This window comes from Paraburkholderia caffeinilytica (assembly GCF_003368325.1).
Classification (GTDB): domain Bacteria; phylum Pseudomonadota; class Gammaproteobacteria; order Burkholderiales; family Burkholderiaceae; genus Paraburkholderia; species Paraburkholderia caffeinilytica.
In genome coordinates, this window is the sequence record NZ_CP031466.1 from 1,947,830 (window position 1) to 1,968,478 (window position 20,649).

The 20,649-nt window shown below is 63.6% G+C and carries 18 protein-coding genes; 4 read left to right on the forward strand and 14 right to left on the reverse strand.

Annotated elements, in window-relative coordinates:
- Positions 1-2: 2 nt before the first annotated feature.
- From phnY to phnS, 7 genes are all read right to left on the reverse strand, one after another.
- A complete protein-coding gene (gene phnY / locus DSC91_RS08680; protein WP_115777746.1) occupies positions 3-1,454 on the reverse strand; it encodes a phosphonoacetaldehyde dehydrogenase in 1,452 nt (483 codons plus the stop codon).
- Positions 1,451-2,716 carry a phosphonoacetate hydrolase gene (gene phnA, locus DSC91_RS08685; RefSeq protein ID WP_115777747.1) on the reverse strand — a complete coding sequence of 422 codons (1,266 nt, stop codon included), beginning with the start codon at positions 2,714-2,716 and terminating at the stop codon, positions 1,451-1,453. Before phnA ends, phnY begins: the two co-directional genes overlap by 4 nt.
- A gap of 57 nt (positions 2,717-2,773) precedes the next feature.
- Positions 2,774-3,508 (reverse strand): phosphonate utilization associated transcriptional regulator, encoded by a 735-nt coding sequence (locus tag DSC91_RS08690; protein ID WP_115779754.1) that lies wholly within the window; start codon positions 3,506-3,508, stop codon positions 2,774-2,776.
- Positions 3,509-3,601: 93 nt separating this feature from the next.
- The gene (gene phnV, locus DSC91_RS08695; RefSeq protein WP_115777748.1) at positions 3,602-4,465 is read right to left on the reverse strand and encodes a 2-aminoethylphosphonate ABC transport system, membrane component PhnV; all 864 of its coding nucleotides are present in this window, start codon (positions 4,463-4,465) and stop codon (positions 3,602-3,604) included.
- Complete coding sequence (locus DSC91_RS08700) at positions 4,455-5,399, reverse strand: 2-aminoethylphosphonate ABC transporter permease subunit (RefSeq protein ID WP_115777749.1); 945 nt, start codon at positions 5,397-5,399, stop codon at positions 4,455-4,457. The genes phnV and DSC91_RS08700 overlap by 11 nt, the downstream gene beginning before the upstream one ends.
- On the reverse strand, positions 5,377-6,477 hold the full coding sequence (phnT, locus tag DSC91_RS08705) for a 2-aminoethylphosphonate ABC transport system ATP-binding subunit PhnT (RefSeq protein WP_115779755.1): 1,101 nt from the start codon (positions 6,475-6,477) through the stop codon (positions 5,377-5,379). Before phnT ends, DSC91_RS08700 begins: the two co-directional genes overlap by 23 nt.
- A gap of 89 nt (positions 6,478-6,566) precedes the next feature.
- Entirely contained in the window at positions 6,567-7,658 is a 1,092-nt protein-coding gene (gene phnS, locus DSC91_RS08710) for a 2-aminoethylphosphonate ABC transporter substrate-binding protein (protein ID WP_115777750.1), read from the reverse strand.
- Between the two features lie 372 nt (positions 7,659-8,030).
- On the opposite strand from phnS, the gene DSC91_RS08715 reads away from it, so the two are divergent.
- Positions 8,031-9,140 (forward strand): 2-aminoethylphosphonate--pyruvate transaminase, encoded by a 1,110-nt coding sequence (locus DSC91_RS08715; RefSeq protein ID WP_115779756.1) that lies wholly within the window; start codon positions 8,031-8,033, stop codon positions 9,138-9,140.
- A gap of 129 nt (positions 9,141-9,269) precedes the next feature.
- On the opposite strand, the gene DSC91_RS08720 is transcribed toward DSC91_RS08715, so the two are convergent.
- Positions 9,270-10,025 (reverse strand): DeoR/GlpR family DNA-binding transcription regulator, encoded by a 756-nt coding sequence (locus DSC91_RS08720; RefSeq protein ID WP_115777751.1) that lies wholly within the window; start codon positions 10,023-10,025, stop codon positions 9,270-9,272.
- 175 nt (positions 10,026-10,200) lie between these two features.
- On the opposite strand from DSC91_RS08720, the gene DSC91_RS08725 reads away from it, so the two are divergent.
- Complete coding sequence (locus DSC91_RS08725; RefSeq protein ID WP_115777752.1) at positions 10,201-11,760, forward strand: ABC1 kinase family protein; 1,560 nt, start codon at positions 10,201-10,203, stop codon at positions 11,758-11,760.
- 73 nt (positions 11,761-11,833) lie between these two features.
- A complete protein-coding gene (locus DSC91_RS08730; RefSeq protein WP_115777753.1) occupies positions 11,834-12,706 on the forward strand; it encodes a DMT family transporter in 873 nt (290 codons plus the stop codon).
- 133 nt (positions 12,707-12,839) lie between these two features.
- Here the strand turns inward: DSC91_RS08730 and DSC91_RS08735 are convergent, their stop codons facing one another.
- Complete coding sequence (locus DSC91_RS08735) at positions 12,840-13,856, reverse strand: L,D-transpeptidase (protein WP_229758165.1); 1,017 nt, start codon at positions 13,854-13,856, stop codon at positions 12,840-12,842.
- Between the two features lie 416 nt (positions 13,857-14,272).
- Here DSC91_RS08735 and nadE point away from each other — a divergent pair, with 416 nt between their 5' ends.
- Entirely contained in the window at positions 14,273-15,133 is an 861-nt protein-coding gene (nadE, locus tag DSC91_RS08740) for an ammonia-dependent NAD(+) synthetase (protein ID WP_115777754.1), read from the forward strand.
- Between the two features lie 133 nt (positions 15,134-15,266).
- Here the strand turns inward: nadE and DSC91_RS08745 are convergent, their stop codons facing one another.
- The 5 genes from DSC91_RS08745 to DSC91_RS08760 form a co-directional block, all read right to left on the reverse strand.
- Positions 15,267-15,533 (reverse strand): RNA-binding protein, encoded by a 267-nt coding sequence (locus tag DSC91_RS08745; protein ID WP_115777755.1) that lies wholly within the window; start codon positions 15,531-15,533, stop codon positions 15,267-15,269.
- 5 nt (positions 15,534-15,538) lie between these two features.
- Positions 15,539-15,685: a hypothetical protein gene (locus tag DSC91_RS37820; protein ID WP_167470495.1), complete on the reverse strand. Its 147-nt coding sequence runs from the start codon at positions 15,683-15,685 to the stop codon at positions 15,539-15,541.
- Between the two features lie 400 nt (positions 15,686-16,085).
- Complete coding sequence (locus DSC91_RS08750) at positions 16,086-16,739, reverse strand: hypothetical protein (protein WP_115777756.1); 654 nt, start codon at positions 16,737-16,739, stop codon at positions 16,086-16,088.
- A 276-nt stretch (positions 16,740-17,015) separates the two neighbouring features.
- On the reverse strand, positions 17,016-18,686 hold the full coding sequence (locus DSC91_RS08755) for a S10 family peptidase (protein WP_115777757.1): 1,671 nt from the start codon (positions 18,684-18,686) through the stop codon (positions 17,016-17,018).
- 234 nt (positions 18,687-18,920) lie between these two features.
- A complete protein-coding gene (locus tag DSC91_RS08760) occupies positions 18,921-20,477 on the reverse strand; it encodes a S53 family peptidase (protein WP_115777758.1) in 1,557 nt (518 codons plus the stop codon).
- Positions 20,478-20,649: the final 172 nt, after the last annotated feature.

Consider the following 20,649-nt stretch of genomic DNA (forward strand, 5'->3'; position numbering starts at 1 on the left):
TCTTACTCCCACGGTAATGAAAAGGTCTTCAGGTTGGTGAAGCTCTTCATCGCTTCCTGAACACCTTCCTTATAGCCAAGCCCGGAATCCTTGATGCCGCCGAACGGCGTCAGCTCGATCCGGTATCCTGGCACTTCCCACACGTTGACCGTCCCCACGCGCAATTCATTGATGAAGCGTGTTATCGCGTCCTGCCGGTTCGTGCATACGCCGGACGACAATCCGAACGGCGTCCCGTTACTGATACGAATGGCGTCATCGAGCGTATCGAAGGTAATGACCGGCGACACCGGTCCAAACGTTTCCTCGCGCACCAGTGTCATTGACGGGTCGACGCCATCCAGCACCGTAGGCGAATAAAGCGCGCCGTCGCGCTGGTTACCGATGCGCAAGCGCGCACCACTCGCGACGGCCTCATTCACACGTGCCTCGAATAGTTGCGCCGCGGCGACGTCGATCACCGTGCCCATCTGATTCGACGCGTCGAACGGATCGCCGTAGGTCCATGCGCGCGTTTTCTCCACGACCAGATCGGTGAAGTCCGCCGCGATGCTCTTCTGCACCAGCATCCGCTTGACCGCGGTACACCGCTGCCCGGAGTTCTTATACGAACCCTGCACGGCAAGCGTCGCCGCACGTTCGAGATCGGCGTCTTCGAGCACGATCAGCGGATCGTTACCGCCCAGTTCCAGCACGACACGCCGGTAAGCCGCCTTCGCCGCAATATATTTACCGATCGCCACGCCGCCCGTGAAAGTGATGAGATCGGCCAAAGGGTGCGTAATCAGTTCATCGGCGATTTCACGCGGATCGCCGGTCAACACCTGCAGCATCGGTGTCGGCAAACCCGCTTCATAAAGAATGTCCGCCAGATACAACGCCGACAACGGCACCTTCTCGGACGGCTTGAGCACCACGCGATTATTGGTTGCGATAGCCGGCGCGATTTTGTGCGCAACCTGGTTCATCGGGTGGTTGAACGGCGTAATCGCGACGATCACACCCGCCAGCGGCTCGCGCTGCGAAAACACCCGGCGCTTCTTGCCATGCGGCGTCAGATCGCATGAGAAGCTCTGCCCGTCGTCGCGCAAGGCTTCGATCGAGGCGAACTTGAACACATCGGCGACGCGGCCGATCTCATAGCGCGAGTCCTGCTTCGACAAACCCGACTCGAGCGAAATCAGATCAGAGGCCTCCTCGGCCCGCTCCCGCAGCAACGCCGCAGCGCGTTCGAGAATCTGCGAGCGCTCGTAGCGCGTGAGTTTCGCCTGATAAGCGGCGGCGTATTCGAATGCGGCGCGCACGTCGTCGATGCTCGCCAGCGGGACCGTGCCCACCCGCGTCCCGCTAAACGGATCGAACACGTCGAGCGTGCGCGAGCGCGTCGCATGCTCGCCCTTGAGCCGCAGTGCTTCCGCGCGAAACGCCGGATGGTCCCGCAGCATGGCGTTCATGATGCCGACACACGATTCAACGCGACGTCGAAGATATCGAAGTTGCGCAGCCGCTTACCAACATTGGCGGCAGGCAGTCCCTCGACGCGGCGATTGAACAGCAGCGGCACTTCCTGCTCGGAGATGCCGCCGTGCGAGCGCAACGGCACGGTCAATCCGGACAGATCGTGCTCGTCGCGACGCGTGCCAAGCACCACATGCCGGGTACTGACCACAACGATATCGCCGACGCGGTCGTTCGGCAGTTCGAAGCGCTCGCACGCCGCGCGATTGTCGAGCACGACCTCGATGCCGGGCAAACCGCCGAGTCGTTCGATCACCTTCGCGACACTCACATCGTGCGGCAGGTAAATCGTCGCGAACGAACCGAGCGCGCCGTGATGCACGACATACGGATCGGTAATCGGCAGAATCACACGCACTTTCCCGTGCCCAAGCCAATCGTCCAATACGTCCTGCAGATAGATCACATTCGGCTCGCCGGTCTTCGGGTCGTGCTTGGCGTTCATGCCGTGGTCGGCGGTCAAGCCGATCACCCAGCCGAGCGCATCGAGCTTCGCGAGATAGCCGTCCATCATCGCGTAAAACGCATTCGCGCCTTCGCTGCCCGGCGCCCATTTGTGCTGGATGTAGTCGGTGGTCGACAGATACATCAGGTCGAGCTTGCGGGTTTCGGCGAGCCGCACGCCGGCGGCGAACACGAACTCGGACAACCCCGCGCTATACACATCAGGCACCGGCAAGCCGACCAGATCGAGCACTTCGTCGATGCCGTTTTCTTCGCGCGTCACCTTGTCGGCTTTTTCCGCCGAAAAGCAGATGCCCTTCAATTGCCAGCCGAGCAGACGGCGCAGCTTGTCTTTCGCGGTGACCACGGCGACGCCCGCGCCGGCTTCCGCTGCGGCAGCCAGCAAGGTCCCCGCGCGCAGATAGGCCGGATCGTTCATCATCACTTCCGCGCCTTCGCCGCCGTTCGCGTCGGGGTCCCAGAAGTAGTTGCCGCAAATGCCGTGCACCGAGGGCGGCACACCGCACACGATCGAGAGATTATTCGGGTTGGTGAACGACGGAATCACACAGTCGCCCTTGAAGGCCGCGCCGCCTTTGAGCATCTTGCCGATGAAAGGCGCGACACCCGCCGCGACCGCGGCTTCGAGGTAATCGTATTCACAGCCGTCGACGCACACCACGACCGTCGGTTGCGCAGGCAGCCGGTAGCTGCGGCCGTTGACTTCGATCGTACGTTCGCTTGCGTTTGCCATCGTTACCTTCCATCCGTTGAGGACACGCGTGCCCTGGTCGATCCGTTGCCGCCCATCTCAATCGTCCGATTCCGCCGACCTCTGCACCGCGCCCAACGACCCCGCCGGTTCGCACGCCTCACGTGCGCGCTGCAGGCCGCCGTTCACATGCGCATGCATCAGCGCCGCGGCATGTTCGGCGTCGCGCGAGGCCAGCGCCGTCAGAATCGCACGATGTTCGGCGAGCGAGCGTTCCATCGCGTCGGCACGCACCACCAGCGCGGCGCGGCGAAACAGACTCAATTCGCTCACCAGCCTTCGATACGTCTCATACAGCTTCAGATTGCCCGACGCCGCCACGATCGCGTCGTGAAACGCCACATTGGCGCGCGCGTAGGCATCGTGATCCTGCGCGTGGAGCGCGGCGCGCATCGCGTCGAGCCACTCGCGCAACACGGCAAGCTTCTGCGCATCGATACGCAAGGCCAGCATCCGGCACGCCGCTTCTTCAAGCACCGCGCGCACCGCGTAAATCTCGTCCGCTTCCGCCAGCGACACAGTCCGCACGAACACACCGCGATTTTTCTCGGTGCGCACGAGGCCCGCTTGTTCCAGCGCGCGAAACGCCTCGCGCACCGGCCCGCGCGATACCTGCAGACGTGCGGCCCAGTCGGCTTCGTTGAGTTTGTCGCCGGGTGCGAGCGCCCCGTCGACGATGTGCCGTTCGATTTCGTCGCGGACCAACGTCGTCAGCGAATGCCTGCGCACAACCTCAATCGGATCGACAGAAGCAGTTTGCATATATTCGGTCATTTTGACAAATTTTGCCACATCGATATGTGTTTGCGTGTTCGCGCACCCGCCACCTGGCATGCGCACGCAAACACAACCATCAGAAGGTGCTCGTCAGTCCACCCGACGGCGCGGGACCCGCGCCGCGATCAGCAGCAGCGCGGCAAGCGAAACCAACAGCAGAATCAGCGACAACGCGGAGGCCGGCAGGTAATACCCGCGCTCCACCTGCCCGACCACCACGATCGGCACTGTCGCGAAGCCCGGCGGATACACGGTGAGCGTGGCGCCGAGTTCGCCGAGCGAGAGCGCGAAACCGAGTGCGAGACTTGCGCGGATCGCCGGCACCAGTTGCGGCAGCACGACGCGACGCAAGACCATCGACGGCGGCGCACCGAGGCTCGCGGCCGCTTCGCGCAGAATGGTCAACTCCGGGCGCAAGGCGGCCGCCGCGCAGCGATAGCAGAACGGCAGCACCAGCGCGAGCTGCACGAACACGACGATGGCCGCCGAACTCGACAGGTCGAGCGGACGCTTGTGGTACGCGATCAGCACGGCCAGCCCGAGCACCACGCTCGGCACGCCGTTGGGCATCATCGCGATAGTGTCGACGAACGCGCCGAGACCGCGCCGGTCACGGCCTTCGAGCGCCAGCGCCAGCCATAGCCCGAGGATCGTGCCGAGCACGGCGACGCCCATGCCGATTCCGAGGCTCGTCGTCAGCGCGTCGAAGTCGCTGGAACTGAGCCGTTCGAACCAGCGCATGCTGAGGCTGTCAGGCAGGATCGTGCCCGACCAGTGTCCGGCCACGCTCGATAGCGCGACCACCACCACCGGCAAGACGAATAGCCAGAAACACAGCAACGCGGCAAAACCGAGAAACAGACCGCCGAGCATGCGCACCGGCAGACTGCGGCGCACCGGCCGCGCCTTCTTGTGCATGACCGGCAAGACGGTCGGGTCGAGTTCAACGGCCATGGCCCGCTCCTTTTACCTTGCGACGATTGACCTGCCGGTACAACGCATACAGCGACAACGACATGATCAGCATCACGACCGCGCCGGCGGCGGCGGTCGGCAGATCCAGGTCGACGGTCGCGGAACTGTAGATCGCCACCGGCAGCGTGATCAGATGCGCGCTGCCGAGCACCAGCAGAATGCCGAACTCATTCAACGTCAGCAGGAAACACAGGATCGTGCCCGCGGCGATGCCCGGCCACGCGAGCGGCAGGATCACCTTGAACGCGACCATCCAGCCGCTTGCGCCGAGACTTCGGGCCGCCTCGATCAGACGCATGTCGAGCGTGGCGAACGACGCCAGCGTCGGACGCACGACGAACGGCGCATAGAACACCACTTCCGCGAGAATCACGCCGCCCACGCCGAACAGGAAATTCAACGGCGGCGCTTCGAGATGAAACATCTGCTGCAAGGCGATGCTGACCGAGCCTTGCGAGCCATACAGAAAGATCAGCGTGAACGCGACCAGAAACGACGGGAACGCGACGAACAGTTCCAGAAAACGCGTGACCATGCGCGCGCCGGGAAACGGCTTGAAGAACAGTAGCGCCGCGAGGCCAATGCCGAGCAACGATGCGAGTCCGGCGCTCACAAACAGAATCCACAGCGTCGTGCCGACCACGCCGCGCGTTTCCGGATTGCCGAAAAACATCGAGTAGGCCTGCAGGCTCAAACCGTGCGGACCGGTGAAACTCAGCAGCACCAGGCGCACGAGCGGGTAGATTACCAGCGGACCCAGCACGACCACTGCAAGGAACAGCAGGTGCCATTGCGCCGCCCGTTCGCGTCGCTTCACCGCCGCCGTGTGTGAGGCCGCGCTCGCGCTGCGACGGGCGTCGGCAGCGGCCGCGCTTATGGAATTGGGGCTATCAGGGGTTGATAAGGACGACATCGTCAGCCTCATAACGCAGGGAAACACGCGCGCCCTTCTCCGGCATCATGCCTTGGCCGCGCTGCATGGTGACGAGCACCGGCTCGTCAGGCATCGCGTCGAGGGCGACCGACACCGACAGCACCGCGCCGTACCATTCGACCGACGTAATCGCGCCATGCAACTGCCCTTCGCCGAGCGGCACGATGCGCAACGCTTCCGGACGCAGACACGCGACCCGCTCGCGCTCGTTGTAGCGCACGTCGTCCATGCCGAATGCGACCTGCGGCGGCAAAAGATTGGCCGCGCCCAGATAGCGCGCCACGAAACCGTCGTTCGGCGTGTCGTACAACTGTTGCGGCGTGCCGAGTTGCGCGATGCGGCCTTCGCGCATCAGCAGCGTGCGGTCGGACAGCACCAGCGCGTCGTCCTGGTCGTGCGTCACGCAGACGATCGTCAGATTCGGCAGGCGCTCATGCAGCGCCTTCAGCTCGGAGCGCACCGAGGCGCGCAGATTGGCGTCGAGTGCGGAAAGCGGTTCGTCGAGCAGCAACACATCGGGCTCGATCACGAGCGCACGCGCGAGAGCCACGCGCTGCTGCATGCCGCCCGACAATTGCGCGGGCATGTGATGCCCGGCGTCGCCCAGTTGCACGAGCTTCAACGCGTCGGCGACACGTCGCGCGACATCCTTCGACGGCGTGCGGCGCGCCCGCAACCCGAACGCCACGTTATCGAATACCGACAAATGCGGGAACAGCGCGTAGCTCTGGAACAGCAAGCCGAGATTGCGCTGATGCGGCGGCACGTGCGTCAGGTCGTGACCGGCGACGGTCAAGGTGCCCGACAGTCCGTCCGCCTCGATGAACCCGGCGATGAAGCGCAGCAGCGTGGTCTTGCCGCAACCGCTGCGGCCGAGCACGGTGAGCAATTCGCCGCGCTGAATGGTCAGCGACAGATCGTCGAGCACGGTGCGTGTGCCGAAGCGCACCGTCAGGTGGTCGATCTGCACGCCGCCCGGCGTGTTCGAACGCGCGCCGTCAAGCGCGTCCGGCGAGGCGCCGAGCGCGCCTGGGTGAGCAAGACTGGCCGTATTCACCGGATTCATCCTCCAACTGGATTCATGCTGATACGGCGCCTCGCACGGATGCAGGAGGCGCCGCCTGACTCAACGACAAACGCGACGGCTTACTTCGGCTTGACGACTTCGATCTGCTTGCCCGACGAACCGATCACGTCGCTCTTCCAGCGTGCCGTCCAGTCAGCCTTCTTCGCCATCACTTGCGTCCAGTCCACCGGAATCAGCTTCACGCCCGAGATCGCCTGCTTGACTGCTTCGCCGTTCTTGCCGGCGAGCGGCACGTCGGTGCGGCCCGGGATACCGAAGATGTCCGGCACCTTGGCTTGCACGTCGGTCGACATCAGGTAGTCGATCAGCTTCTTGCCTTCTGCCTGGTTCGGACCGTTCTTGATCAGGCCGATCGCGTACGGCAGCTGGAAGGTGGTCGGCTTATCGCCGGCTTTGGCTGCGAGGAAGATCGGCTTGAGCGACAAGCCGCCGTTCGCGGCATCGTCCAGATCCATCTGCAGGTCGCCGTTGGCGAAGGCGATTTCGTTACGCGAAAGCAGCACGTCGAGGTAGCCCGTGCCCTTGGTGTGGAACTTGGCGCTCTCTTCGAGCTTCTTCAGATAGTCGAACGCCTTGTCTTCGCCCATCAGCGACGTGGTCAGGATGATCACCGCCATGCCGTCGCCAGCCGTGGCCGGGTTCGAGTAGGCGACCTTGCCGGAGTAGTCCGGGTGCAGCAGGTCGGCGAAGGTCTTCGGCTGGTTCTTGGTGACGTCCGGATTGATCGCGAACGAGAAGTAGTTGTTCACGAATGTCGCCCACGAACCGTTCGGCGCCTTGGCGATCGCCGGCACGTTCTTGTAGTTGGCGCTCTGGTAAGCCTGCAGCAGGCCGGCCTGGTCGGCTTGCTGGATGAACGGCGGCAACGTGACGATCACGTCGGCCTTCGGCTGATCCTTCTCGATCGTGGCGCGGTTCACCACTTCGCCGCTACCTGCCGTGACGATGTTGACCTTCACGCCTTCCTTCTTTTCGAAGGCCGGCAGCACATCCTTATAAAGGTTCTCGAGGCCGTCGGCGGTATACAGCACGACTGCGTCAGCCGCATGGGCCTGCATCGCCGTGCCGCCGAACGCTGCCGCGGCGATCAGCGCCGGCAACAGTTTGCGTGCGAGGCCAGCCGTGGCGTGAAGGGAATTTGTCTTTGTCATGTCGCTCTCTCCGAAAGGCAAAAAACCAGACGGTCGGGATATCCCGATACCTGTTGTGATTGAACGGCGGTAGCGCCGTGCCGCTTGCGTGTTGCCCGCAGCCAGTTGTCGTGCAGTTTCGTCCGAATCGCACAGATTGCAGATTGCCGACAACTTTGCCGCTTCCTCTCCAGCCTGACTTACAGCTTACCTACGCATCGCGCTGCCGGCCATGCCTGAACGGGCACAGCAAGGATCACAGGTTTCCATGACAACGCCATGACTATTCTGTCGAATTCCAACAAATGACACAATTCGCCAATAATATCCAAGTCGATCTTTTCGCCCCCCTGTTCGGGCGACGGACATTCATCTAATGAAGGAGGCTGTGTGATACCTGGAAACGACCCTATCCTGCTGACCCCTGGCCCGTTGAGCACTTCGCCGCAAACCCGCGAGGCGATGCTGCGCGACTGGGGTTCGTGGGACGCCGCGTTCAACCGTATGACCCAAAGCGTGTGCGCCGACCTCCTGAAAATCGTACAGGGTGAAAATGACTATGCATGCGTGCCGCTTCAAGGCAGCGGCACGTTCGCCATCGAAGCGGCGCTCGGCACGCTGGTGCCGCGTCAAGGCTGCGTACTGGTTCCGAACAACGGCGCGTATTGCGCCCGTCTGATCCGGATATTGCAGCGCATGGGGATTGCCTACGTGGAACTGACGCTGCGCGAGGACGAACCGGTCAGCGCAGCCGCCGTCGAAGACGCCTTGAATCGCGACTCACATATCACTCACGTCGCGCAAGTCCATCTGGAAACGAGCGCCGGCCTGCTCAATCCGCTCGACGATATCGCCGCGGTGTGTCAGCGGCACGGCAAAAGCCTGATCGTCGACGCGATGAACTCGTTCGGCGCGCTGCCGATCGATTTGCGGCGCGGCGGCATCGACGCCCTGATCTCGGCAAGCGGCAAGTGTCTGGAAGGCGTGCCGGGGATGGGATTCGTGATTGTGCGGCGCAGCGTGCTGGAGCAGAGCGAGGGACGCTCGCCGTCGCTCGCGCTGGATCTCTACGATCAATACGCCTATATGCAGAAGACGACGCAATGGCGCTTCACGCCGCCGACTCATGTGGTCGCGGCTCTGCGTGAGGCGCTCGATCAGTTCATCGCGGAAGGCGGACAAGCGGCACGCGGCGCACGCTACGCGCGGAACTGTGCGGCGCTGGTGAGCGGCATGAAAGCGCTCGGCTTCGAGCCGTTTCTGAAACCCGAGGTGCAGGCGCCGGTGATCGTCACGTTTCACGCACCGCGCGACCCCGCGTGGAATTTTGCGAACTTTTATGCTGCGGTGCGCGAAGCCGGTTACGTGCTGTATCCGGGCAAGCTCACGCAAGTGGAGACGTTTCGCGTGGGTTGCATCGGCGCGATCGATGCGGACGAACTGCGTAACGCGGTGGCTGCGATCGACCGTGCGCTGAAAGGGCTTGGGATTTGCGTGAAGTGACTTGGATGCTGCGGGGCAGCCGTGTAGCCGGGGTACGCGAGGCGCGGGGTCATGCGTTCGGGTGCTCCGCTTCTCCGGTGCTCAGATGCTCGGGCGCCTAGCTACCAAAGTGCTCCGTTGCCCAAGTGCTCAGGCAATCAGTATTTCCGGCCCATGCGCCGTGATCGCCTTGCCGAGCGCCTTCTCCGGCGCCAGTTCGGTGACCAGATAGCGCGCCGATTCAATGCCGTTGATCCGCACCGGCGTCACGCGCCCGAACTTCGAGTGGTCGGCGACGATCACCACCATGTCGGCGGCGGCGATCATACGGCTGCGCACTTCGGCGGCCATGCGGCTGTAGTCGGTCAGGTAGCCGTCCGGCGAGATACCGCCCGCGCCGATGAAGGCGAAGTCCGCGTGGTACTGCGTCAGTTGATGGACTGTGTCGAGGCCGAAGGTGGCGTCTTCGATATCCGACAGTTCGCCGCCGAGCAGCGTCACGCGGTTATCGTTGCGGCGCCCGAGCAGCAGCGCGATACGCCAGTCGTTCGTATAGACCGACAGGCGGTGCCGGTCGAGCAACGCCCGGGCCACCGCTTGCGTGGTGCTGCCCGAATCGATGATCAGCGAGGCGCCGTCCGGCACGAACTCGGCCGCGCGTTCGCCGATCGCCCGCTTGGCGCCGGCGTTGGCGGCTTCGCGCGTATCGAGGTCGGGCTCGCGCCGGTCGCTGGACAGCGCGCCGCCATGGGTCGTGACGAGCAGACCGCGCCCGGCCAGCGCGTTCAGATCGCGGCGGATCGTCTCGCGCGACACATTCAGTTCGCGCACCAGTTCAGCGACCGAGAGCGCGCCGGTTTTGGCGACCTGCGCCAGGATGTATTGGTGACGTTGTTCTGCGAGCATCTGTTGGAGGCCGGGAACCGGCACGCTTGGGTTTCGCCACGGTTAGCAAAGGCCGGCGTATTGTATTACGCATAGCGCGGGGATGCTCCGCTTGCCGCGCTTACCTGCTAACCTGAACGCCCTGGCCGCGCGCCGACGCCAGTCGATGCCGCCTGGTCCGTCAACCGAACTGCCGATGCCGCCACTGTTTCGCCGCTTACTGCTGCTGTTCCACGCGTTGCGTTATGGCGCACGCCTGATCTGGCTTGCCGCCCCATCCGACCACAAACTGCACTGGACGATCGAGCTGATCGGCCGCGTGCACGCGGCCGGGCGCAGCGGCGCGAGCTTGCACGGCGTGCTGCCCGCGCTCGGGCCGCTCGCGAGCCGCTTCGCGCAGACTCTCGCCGAGCGGCCCGAACTCGCGACCGGCACCTTGCACGATGCCATCGACGCGATCGACCATCTCGAAGCGCCGCTGCCGCCGCAAGCGTCCGAACAGGCTCTGGCACACGCATTCGGCCGGCCGCTCGCCACGATCTTCAGCGCGGTCGATCTGGTGCCGGTGCGCGGCGGTTTCGCCGAACAGACGCACTTCGCGCGGCTCATCGTGCCGGTCAACGGCCATCGCGAGGTGGCCATCAAGCTGGTGCGCGCCGATCAGTTGCAGCAGATCGGCGACGAACTCGCGCTGTTGCGCTGGGTCGCGCGCTGGCTGGAGAAGCTTTCGGGCTCGGCCCGCCGCCTGCAACTGCGCACGCTGGCACAGACCTTCACCGACGACATCCTGCGCCGCTTCGACCTACGCGCCGAAGCCGCCAATCTGAGCCAGACCGGCCATCATTTCGACGGCGACCGGCGCATCGTCGTGCCGAATGTGATCTGGGACCTGTGCACCAACCTCACGCTGACGATGCAACGCGTCAGCACCTTGCCCGCAAACGACCTGCCCGGCCTGCATGCGCATCACGTCAAGCTTGCGCCGCTGGCCGCGCATATTGTCGAGGTGGTGACCGAACAGGCGTTCGAGCACGGCTTCTTTCACGCAACGCTCGACGCGCGCCGGGTGCGCGTGAGCATCGAACCGGACACGCTGGGACGCCTCGTACTGGCGGAGTTTTCGATCATGTCGAGTCTGTCGACCGACGAGCGCGAATTCTTCGTGCACGGCGCGACCGCGCTGTTCGACCAGGACTACGGCCGGCTCGCCGAATTGCATCGCGACGCCGGGCATGTGTCGAACGACACGCGCAAGGAGATGCTCGAAGCCGAGTTGCGCACGCGCGCCGAAGCGCACTTCGCCGCCGCGCCGGAAGTCCGCTCGGCGGGTTCGCTGTTTCATCATCTACTGCACGCGGTGCATCCGTTCGACGGCGCCGTGTCCGCGCGGCTCGCCACCGCGCAGCGCTCCTTCCAGCAGGCGGAAATGCTGGCGCGTGCGCTGCATCCGGGCGTCGATACGTGGAATGTCACACGCGGCGTGCTGGCGAACATAGCGCGGCGCGACATGGACCACCGTGGCTGGATCAAGCGCATCTCGCGTGAGTTGCCCCATCTGGCGCATATGCTGCCGCGCGTGCCGCAACTGGCCGTGCGCTATCTGCAGCATGAGCACGATCGCGCCCGCACGCCGCAGCAAAACGCGCAACTGATGCTGGACATCAGCCGCGAATATCGACGCACGCGCGTGCTGCTGTGGGCTTGCGCGGTGTGCGGCGGCGTGCTCGGCGCGGGGACCGTCTTGTTGATGTGGTGATGATTGCAGCTTCGAACAAGACGCGCGTCTTGCGTCCTGGCAAGATGGCGGCTTTTCACGCTACCCGTCTCCGATGCTCGCCTCTGCAATCGCCGCCGTATTCGTCGTGTTGTGGTCGACCGGTTTCGTGGTCGCCCGGGCGATCACACCGTATGCCGACCCCAATCTGTTCCTGCTCGCACGCTTCGGCGGCACCGCGCTGATATTCGCGCTTGCCGCACTCGCCACCCGTGCCGCGTGGCCGACCGGCCGCGATCTCGGCAAGCACCTGATAGCGGGCGCGCTGCTGCAAGGCGTCTATCTCGGCGCGGGCTACTGGGCCGTCGCACAGGGGTTGAGCGCGGGTGTGATGGCCTTGCTCGGCGCGCTGCAGCCGCTCGCGACCGCCGCCGTCGCGGCTCCCCTATTCGGCGAGCGGCTTTCGCGGCGCGGCTGGACCGGGATGGCGCTCGGCCTCGCCGGCGTCGCGCTGGTTCTCGAACCGAAACTCGCCGCAGCCGCACCGCCCACCCCGCACGGCGACGCGCCACCTTGGCTGGTCGTGTTCATCTCGATCGTCGCGATCGGCGCGATCACGGCGGGCACGCTGTTTCAGAAGACTTCGCTGGCAAAGGCCGATATCCGCAGCGCAAGTGCGGTGCAGAATTTCGGCGCGGCGGCCGTTGCGGCGATGTTTGCGCTGGCGCTCGGCGAGCATCGCTGGATTGCATCGGCTACGTTGTGGGGGTCGCTGGCGTGGGGCATCGTCATGCTGTCCGGCATCAGCGTCACCTTGCTGGTGTGGATGGTCAGGCGCGGCAATGCCGCGCGCGCCACCGCGTTGATGTTTCTCGCGCCGCCGCTCGCCGCGCTCGAAGGGTATGTTGGCTTCGGCGAAACGCTGCTGCCGGTGCAGATCGCCGGATTTGCCGTGGCGCTGGTGGGCGTGGTGCTGGCGCGGTCGTGAGTATTCTTCGATCGGCCCAGACCAGCCTGCGTCGGTCAATGCGCGTTCGTCACACGTGCTGGGCTGCATGGTCGCGCGAACGTGGTCGGTTCGATATCGGCTCAGCACCCTCGCCCACCTCCCAGCCCACCGCCTAATCCGCTGTATCGGCGCCGGCCGGCACTTTTGCGCGCACCTTGCTGCCGGGGGCCGGCGCCCAGGCCGGGCGGCTCTTGCGCGCCGAATCCACCACGACGATGTAGCGCCCGGCCCACGGGGTCACCTGGCGATCGCTCTTCAACACCCACAGCGATTTGCCGGACTCGACCAGCGCGGCATATTCAGCGTCGAGAATGCCGTAGTGGTCGATGAACGCATTGAGCGACGCGGGGATCCGCACGCAACCCTTCGAATGACGAATACCGAGCAGCGGTTCGAGCCGTTCCGGATCGGTGGCGTGCATCTGGAAACGCATCTGCGACATGCCGCCCTTGCCCCAACCCCGCTCGCCCTGCGCCCAGCCGAGGTCGAAGATCCGCATGTCGCGCTTGCCGTAACCGCGAATGTGGTTCTCGTTCAGCGTGCCTTCAGAGCGAAAGTCCATGTTCGACGGCGTATGTTCGAACACGCCGAGCGGCGTGATGAAGTGGTCGTACTCGCCCGGCCGGCCCGTTGAGACCGGCGATGCGCCGATCATCTGCCAGCTATCGGAAGGCGTTGCCCGGACATAGATGAACAGCGCCTGAACGTTGGCGTTGCGATCGACCACCACCACATACTCGCCCGAGAGATTGCCGAGCATGTGCTCGCCGAGCGCCGTTTGCAGGCGATCGGCATAGGCGCGTTGTTCGGCGAACGGCACCTTCAGCCGGCGCGTCACGTCTTGCGCGAACACGTTCCGCAACAGGAGCGCACGACGCGGGTCGACCACGCCGGCTGCATCGGGCGCGGTAACCGCAGAAGCGTCGACCGCATGCGCCGGGCGCTTTGCTGCCACGGATGCCAATGGCCGGGCAGACGTGACACCCGACGCCGAAGTCAAGTCTGCGCCCGACGCCGCCATGGCGACGCCACATGACAGCGCGCAAAAAACGGCCGCCAGCGCGCGCGTCAGATAGCGCACTGAACAAACCGCACGCGCGAAACGCGACACGAAACGTAAATCCGACATCCACATCCCGTCACTTCGACGATCTACCGATGCGGAAGTACGGCGGTCCGGTGCAGGCTGGCGAGGCCGATTGGGGTAGTTCATCGCGTATTTGAGCAAACCTGATTATTATTGACTGCTCGCCGGCTCATGCGGCGCTCGGAACGAGGATGTTACTAAGCACATTGGCATCTGTCGATGAAGACTCGGCCAATCAACCCAAATCATCGTATTTGCAGCCAATATTCAACGCTCCGCGCGGCGCTTTTAAAAGCAGCGCAAAGTGAATTGAAAGCCAATATCCGCGATAAAACCGCGAAACTGATTCGACACGGCATGCTCGCAGAATCGGCTCGATCGTGGGCCGATCACTCGTGCAATCCGCGCGAGCGTTCATGGTTCACACTCGCACCATCGCACACGGAGAAAACAGGAACATGACGCAACAAGACCCAGCCGCACGCCAGGCAAGCATCGCAGCGGAAATGCACGTCGCCGCCGAGTTCGACGCCACGCAGGAAATCGAGCGCCGGGTCGCTTTTCTGGCGAACTATCTGCGCCGCAACGGCCTGAAAACGTATGTGCTCGGCATTAGCGGCGGCGTCGATTCGACAACCGCCGGGCGGCTTGCGCAACTCGCGGTCGAGCGGCTGCGCGCCGAACATTACGACGCGCGTTTCGTCGCAATTCGTTTGCCCTACGGCGTGCAAAAAGATGAAGCCGACGCGCAGCAGGCCTTGAGCTTCATCCGTGCGGACGAGAATCTCACCATCGATATCAAACCCGCCGCCGATGCCATGCTCGCTGCCCTGGATAACAGCGGCGTGCAATTTAACGATGACTCACAGCAGGATTTCGTCCACGGCAATATCAAGGCGCGGCAGCGAATGATCGCGCAATACGCGGTAGCTGGCGCACGGGCGGGCGTGGTGATCGGCACGGACCACGCGGCCGAATCGGTGATGGGATTTTTCACGAAATTCGGCGACGGCGGCGCCGACGTGCTGCCGCTCACGGGCCTGAACAAGCGTCGCGTGCGGGCATTGTCCAAAGCCTTGGGCGCGCCCGAGTCGCTGGCGCACAAAGTGCCGACCGCCGACCTGGAAATGTTGCGCCCACAACGACCCGACGAAGACGCGTACGGCATCCCCTACGACGATATCGACGACTTTCTGGAAGGCAAGCCGGTGAGCGACACGACGCGCGAAACTGTCCTGCGTTTCTACGACGTCACGCGGCACAAGCGGGCGTTGCCCTACACACCGTTCGATTGGCCGGAGAAGACGGGCGGAGAATAAGAAAGGGGTAACTACCAGAATACGCGCGGAAGATGCATGTCAGGAATATGCGACCGACGCGGCGCGTTCTCCCCACTCGGCGCATTTGAAGCAATCGGCAAATTCTGTTGCGGTAAGCGCAGTTGCGACAGAGTCAGTGAGCAGGCGGCGTGTCGTTGCTGAACAGATCGGCGCTCGCCTCGAGCGCCAGGCCGCCCAAATGCTTGCCGTGAATCTGTCGCGCGATGACCTCGCCCACATAGGGCACTTCCGCGTTTAACTCGACCGTGGCGTAAGCGCTGGGCTTCCCGGCGTCGACCACCTCGACGTGTTTCGCGTAATGCCCAAGCTCATGCTTGAGGAATTCCCGTACTTCCTGCTCGGTGCACGATTCCGCGATATTGCGCACGATCAGGTTCATGCCGCCTATCCTCTGCGCGCGCTGCGATCCGCGGCCTGCACCCGCACCGGGCGCAGCGCTGCACGCTGTTTCGCCTGAGCAGCCGCGAGTTGGCGGATCAAGGCGGCGCCGACCGCACCCAATGCAGCCAATGTCAGATAGAAGGCAATCATTTAAATCTCCCCTTCGAATTTCGTCCTGTTTTCAGGATAGCCACAATCAACAACAAAAGCGATGCGACACGATGTCGTAAAAACGGACCTAAAAAGATTTCCGTTGATGCACTGTACCTGAATAAGCAGCGGTAAAAATAGCAAAACACATGTTCATTCAGTGGTGCAGGCCCGGCACACGCACCAGACGCGGACGCTGGACGCAAAAACCGGGCCGCACCGGACAGCGACATGCATCGCCGCAGGCATCCTTCGGGGGACGTGTGCAAAGGGTGGACTGATCGTCGGGATCAGTCCACCGCTTGCACATTGGCCGCGCTCACCCACCATGCGTTCCTGCTTTACGGCACGTGAACCAGCGCCGCGGACGGATCGTCGACGCAAGCAAGAACAGGCGGCCTCATGGCGCGCTGTCACGACCGTCGCTTCGCGCGTTGCTGTCGCCGGTTGCAACGTCGAGACGGCTTACGTCGCAAGACGTCTGGCTGAAGCCGGAATAGACCACCGACCAGTTACCGACGATCGCCGCTTGCGCCTCCGCGAGACTCAGCTTCCCTTCGCAAACGCAGCGTTTGAGCATGACCGCGGCGCGCGCCTTGCGACGTTCGCCCTGGTGGCCTGCCCACGGCAGGAGATCGAGATTGGAGGGTGCATTCGGCGAGCCGCCGAGCACGATGGGCACGCGCCTGTCCAGAGCGAAAGCGGCGCCGTTGTCGGCATCGATGCCGCGCGCGGCAAGCATGCGATCCTTGTGGGCCATCAACTCGTCGAACGGCGGTGCGACCGTGTCCGCATAGCCGGGTCGGCAAATCGTTTCACCGACCGACTCCTGCGTGACGCGCTCGTCGAGCATCGCTGAATCCTGGGCCCGGACTTCGCCGACGCGCAAGGCGAGTATCGCGGCGAAGCCGAGCAGGAACGCAAGGCGCATCCCGCGGGCAGGACGCACGACGCCGTACCGGCGCGCGAGCGTTGGCGGAGTCGCCTGGTATGTGCTGCTGGTTGCGTCGCTGTGCTGGATGATGCGACGCCCATCTGCAATGCCTGCGTTCATTCGTCGGCGCGCCGGGAGGGTCGCGCAATAGTTCAATTCGCAGACTGATTAAAACACATCCAATATCCCCGTGCGAAAAAGGCCTGCATACGCAGGTGAGTGACGATGCGTCCCGATGCGCTCACAGGGGAACGCCGGCGCGGTCCTGACGTGCACGAATACACGTGGCAGGACCGTTCCGAACCGCAGTACGAAGACAACACGATTGCCCGCACCGCGCCCAGGCGAGACCCAGGCACGGTTCAGGCACAACTCAGGCACGGGCGCAACAGCCAGTTACTTCGCCTTCTGCACCACCCGAGCCTGCAAGGCGCGGATCCGCCCGAGCGCCTGGGTATTGGACACCGTCGTGTCATACATCTTGGCGAGATCCGCCTTGAGCGCGGTACGCGAGCCACCGTCGAGATAGACCATATGCCCCGACGGATAAAAACGCGCCGACAGATTCTGCCGGACCTGCTGGCTGACCAGCGGCATTTGCTGCAGATCGAGCACGGTCTGATAGAACGGCGTGACGTAGTCGAAGAAACCGTTCGCCGACAGCACCTTCAGGTCAGGATTCAACGCCATCACGGCGGCAAGGTCGCCGGCGGTGTACAGAATGATGTTGCCCTTTGCGTCGAGCCCCTTCTGCGCGCCGGTCGGATCGATATGACTGAAGTCCCAATACTGGAATGCCTGATCGTTGAGGTCCGTGAACGCCGAATTCGACGTGTATTTCAGCTGCTCGTTCAGATACACGTTCCACATCGTCGTGTAGACGCCGGTCACCGCCGTCATGGTCGGATCGTTGCCACCGGAATTCGGGTCGATCTTGCCGGCAATGCCGGTGTTGATCGCCGTCACGCGGCCGTCGTACTCGCCGAGCGCGAGGCCCTGCGATTTCAGCAACGTGGTCAGGAACAGCGAATTGCCGCGGCTGTCGTACGACGCGATATCGAGGCTCCAGGCGAGCAAGGTGGTTTTATCGATACCGGTGTATTCACTGAGCTTTTCGACCGTTGCGGAATCCGTCGTCGGAAACTTGCGCAGCGCCGCCAGGTAGTCCGTGCGCGCGAATTGCGCCACTTCTTCGGCAAACGTGCCGAGGTCGGTCGGCCGCGGCGCGATGCCGAGTTTCTTGTGATACCACGCGTCAGCCGCCGTTGTGGGCAACGCGCCAACCGGGTTGCCGGACTGCGTGTAGTCGAGAATGGACGATTGCAACGTGATGCCGTTCAGATCGACGCCGTCTTCATGCAACCGGTACGCCAGCACGCAACTACGCGCCGTGCCGTAAGACTCGCCGAACAGATACTTCGGCGAATTCCAGCGATTGTTCTTGGTGAGAAAACGTTTGATGAACTGCTTGATCGAGTCCGCGTCCTGGTCGACGCCCCAGAAGGCGCGGTTCGTCTTCGGCGCAATGGCCGCCGAGTAACCCGTGCCGACCGGATTGATGAAGACGAGGTCGCTCTTGTCGAGCAGGCTGTCCGGGTTGTCTTCCATCGAATACGGCGCCGGCGGCGTAAAACCAGGCATCGACGTCTTGATGCGGCGCGGCGCGAACGAGCCCAGCAGCACGAACACCGACGACGAACCCGGGCCACCGTTGTAGAAGAACGTCACCGGGCGGGTTTCTTCCTTCTGGTTGTCCTGCGTGAACGCGACGTAGAACATTTTGGCTTCGGGCTGTGAACTGCTCGGGTCGACAATGACGAGGTGGCCCGCCGTTGCCGTGTAGTTGATCTTCTGGCCGCCGATCGTGGTCGAATGGTGCGTCACCGCCGCTGTTTCAGTGGTATCGGTGACGGAATCGTCCGGCCCGTTGCCATAAGCAACCGGATCGAAAAACGGCTGATCTCCGGCTCCGGCTTTGTGCGACGCACCGGCGGCGGCCGTTGCGGGCGACGCATGCGCGTTATGTGACGACTGCGGACTAACGGAAGCTGACTCGGTGTTCGTCATGATCGCTCCATGGGTTCGTTAACGTCTTGGTGTGTCTTGGTGTGTCTTGGTGTGTCTCTCTTGATGTCTCTTGATGTCACTTGTGTGCCCTGCGCTGCCTGCGTCTCCTGAAGACAAGCACCGTACCGCCTGCGGCCTGAACGCGACGCACCTCGAGACAAGCGCGGACAACCGGTAAGCGCCTCGGCCGACTGTCGGCGAAGCGCCTTCCGAACTGCACCGCGACTCATCAGACTATAGTGCTGCCGCCACCTTCTGACCATTGGGACTGCCGAGTCCCGTGCACGCATCCCAGCCCGGCGATGCGGCGAAACTGCCGTTGTTGCCTTGGGTGATGTCGTTAAAGGCAGCCGGTGTCTTGTACAACTTCGGGTTGATGAAACCGGCCGGCTGCCCTTTCGCCGCGTTAATCCGCGCGATCAACGCCGCCCATAGCGGCGCGACCGCGCTAGTGCCGCCGACCACGGTCTGTGTGCCGTCGATCAGTACGACATAACCGGTGGCAGGCGATGCATCGCCTGCCACGTCCGGCACGCCGCGCCCGCTGAGCGCCGTCCTTGCGCCACTCGATGACGTGACCGACAGACCTTGTTGCCACACCGGCACCGGAAAGGACCGGCTCACGCCGCCACCGCCCGCGCCGCCCTGTGCGCCGTCGTTCCACACCACCTCACGCGAAATCGATGTGCCCGACGCGGTCAGGCTCGTGCCGCCACATGCCAGCACATAGGGACTCGACGCGGGAAAGTCCACCTGATCGCCGCCGGAACCGTCGCTCGAGCCGCTATCGCCCGAGGCCGCGCAGACCGTTACGCCGAGGGCCGCAGCCGTTTGCAGCACGCTGTTGAACGCCTGCAGCGACTGGCTGGTCCAGTTCGACTCCGGGCCGCCCCAACTGATCGAGACGACCGAGGGTTTGTTGGTCGTGTCGTGGACCGCGCGGCTCACCGCGTCGATGAAACCGGCATCGCTGTTCTGCGTGAAATAGACTGCGATCGTCGCGCCAGGCACAATCGCACCGACGATTTCGATGTCGAGCGTGACTTCGCCGTCCGGCCCGTTCGGGTCGCCGCTCGGCTGATTGCTGCCCTGATCGACGTCGACCGATTTCACCTTGGGCGAAGCCACGCCGAGGCTCGCAAAGTAGCTTTTGAGATCGGACGTGTTGTACCCGCCGCCGAGTTCGATGATGCCGATGCACTCGCCGCTGCCGTCGCCTTGCGGAAACTGATACAACGACGCGAGCTGAGGCGGCGTAAAGGACGCCTGATGCGCTCTGGCCGGCTCGAACGGCGGCCGGATGCGAAAGTGCGGCCGCGCCTGAGGCCGGTTATCGAGGCCGAGCACGGCTTGCACGATGCCGTGCAGATCGTCCGGCACACTGATCGTGCCGGTGCGGCCGCGGAACTGGCCCACCGAGTGATGCTGGTAGTGCTCCAGCTTGACGCCGAACGCAGTCTCGAACTGCGCGATCGTGCCGCTCAGCGCGACCGAACGCGCTGCCGGATCTTCCCTCACCACAGTCAAGCCATGCGCGGCGGCAAAAGCTTTGACCCTGGCGATGTCGTCCGGCGCGGCGCCGTAATCTTTTGCAAAAACCTCGCGCGATAGCGGTTTGACACTCGGGTCGCCCGCTTCGATCCTGCTCATCAGGGCGTCGAACTGCGCCTGACGCTGACGGCGCAGCAGCACGAAAACCTCGATCCGCTCTGCCGGATCGCATTGCCCAACGACAGTCGAACCTTGTTCTGCCTTTCGCTCGCTTCCCGGCAGCGGTTGTCTATTGACCATGGTGTCGATTCTCCTGTTAGCGTGACGGCGCGGAGCGCACGATCGGCTCCACGCGCGGCACGCGCCTGCACGGACCCACCGCCTCGCGACCAGCGGCGGGTTGCTGGCGGGTTGCTGTTTCAAGGACTTCGCCAAACCGTCCGACCTATGCATTCGAACACAGTTCCTGTGC

What these genes read in the sequence shown, in the direction of transcription:
- phnY (WP_115777746.1), bottom strand. Translation starts at nt 1,454, where the DNA reads ATGAACGCCATGCTGCGGGACCATCCGGCGTTTCGCGCGGAAGCACTG.
- phnA (WP_115777747.1), bottom strand. Translation starts at nt 2,716, where the DNA reads ATGGCAAACGCAAGCGAACGTACGATCGAAGTCAACGGCCGCAGCTAC.
- DSC91_RS08690 (WP_115779754.1), bottom strand. Translation starts at nt 3,508, where the DNA reads ATGACCGAATATATGCAAACTGCTTCTGTCGATCCGATTGAGGTTGTG.
- phnV (WP_115777748.1), bottom strand. Translation starts at nt 4,465, where the DNA reads ATGGCCGTTGAACTCGACCCGACCGTCTTGCCGGTCATGCACAAGAAG.
- DSC91_RS08700 (WP_115777749.1), bottom strand. Translation starts at nt 5,399, where the DNA reads ATGTCGTCCTTATCAACCCCTGATAGCCCCAATTCCATAAGCGCGGCC.
- phnS (WP_115777750.1), bottom strand. Translation starts at nt 7,658, where the DNA reads ATGACAAAGACAAATTCCCTTCACGCCACGGCTGGCCTCGCACGCAAA.
- DSC91_RS08720 (WP_115777751.1), bottom strand. Translation starts at nt 10,025, where the DNA reads ATGCTCGCAGAACAACGTCACCAATACATCCTGGCGCAGGTCGCCAAA.
- DSC91_RS08725 (WP_115777752.1), top strand. Translation starts at nt 10,201, where the DNA reads ATGCCGCCACTGTTTCGCCGCTTACTGCTGCTGTTCCACGCGTTGCGT.
- DSC91_RS08730 (WP_115777753.1), top strand. Translation starts at nt 11,834, where the DNA reads ATGCTCGCCTCTGCAATCGCCGCCGTATTCGTCGTGTTGTGGTCGACC.
- DSC91_RS08735 (WP_229758165.1), bottom strand. Translation starts at nt 13,856, where the DNA reads ATGTCGGATTTACGTTTCGTGTCGCGTTTCGCGCGTGCGGTTTGTTCA.
- nadE (WP_115777754.1), top strand. Translation starts at nt 14,273, where the DNA reads ATGACGCAACAAGACCCAGCCGCACGCCAGGCAAGCATCGCAGCGGAA.
- DSC91_RS08745 (WP_115777755.1), bottom strand. Translation starts at nt 15,533, where the DNA reads ATGAACCTGATCGTGCGCAATATCGCGGAATCGTGCACCGAGCAGGAA.
- DSC91_RS37820 (WP_167470495.1), bottom strand. Translation starts at nt 15,685, where the DNA reads ATGATTGCCTTCTATCTGACATTGGCTGCATTGGGTGCGGTCGGCGCC.
- DSC91_RS08750 (WP_115777756.1), bottom strand. Translation starts at nt 16,739, where the DNA reads ATGAACGCAGGCATTGCAGATGGGCGTCGCATCATCCAGCACAGCGAC.
- DSC91_RS08755 (WP_115777757.1), bottom strand. Translation starts at nt 18,686, where the DNA reads ATGACGAACACCGAGTCAGCTTCCGTTAGTCCGCAGTCGTCACATAAC.
- DSC91_RS08760 (WP_115777758.1), bottom strand. Translation starts at nt 20,477, where the DNA reads ATGGTCAATAGACAACCGCTGCCGGGAAGCGAGCGAAAGGCAGAACAA.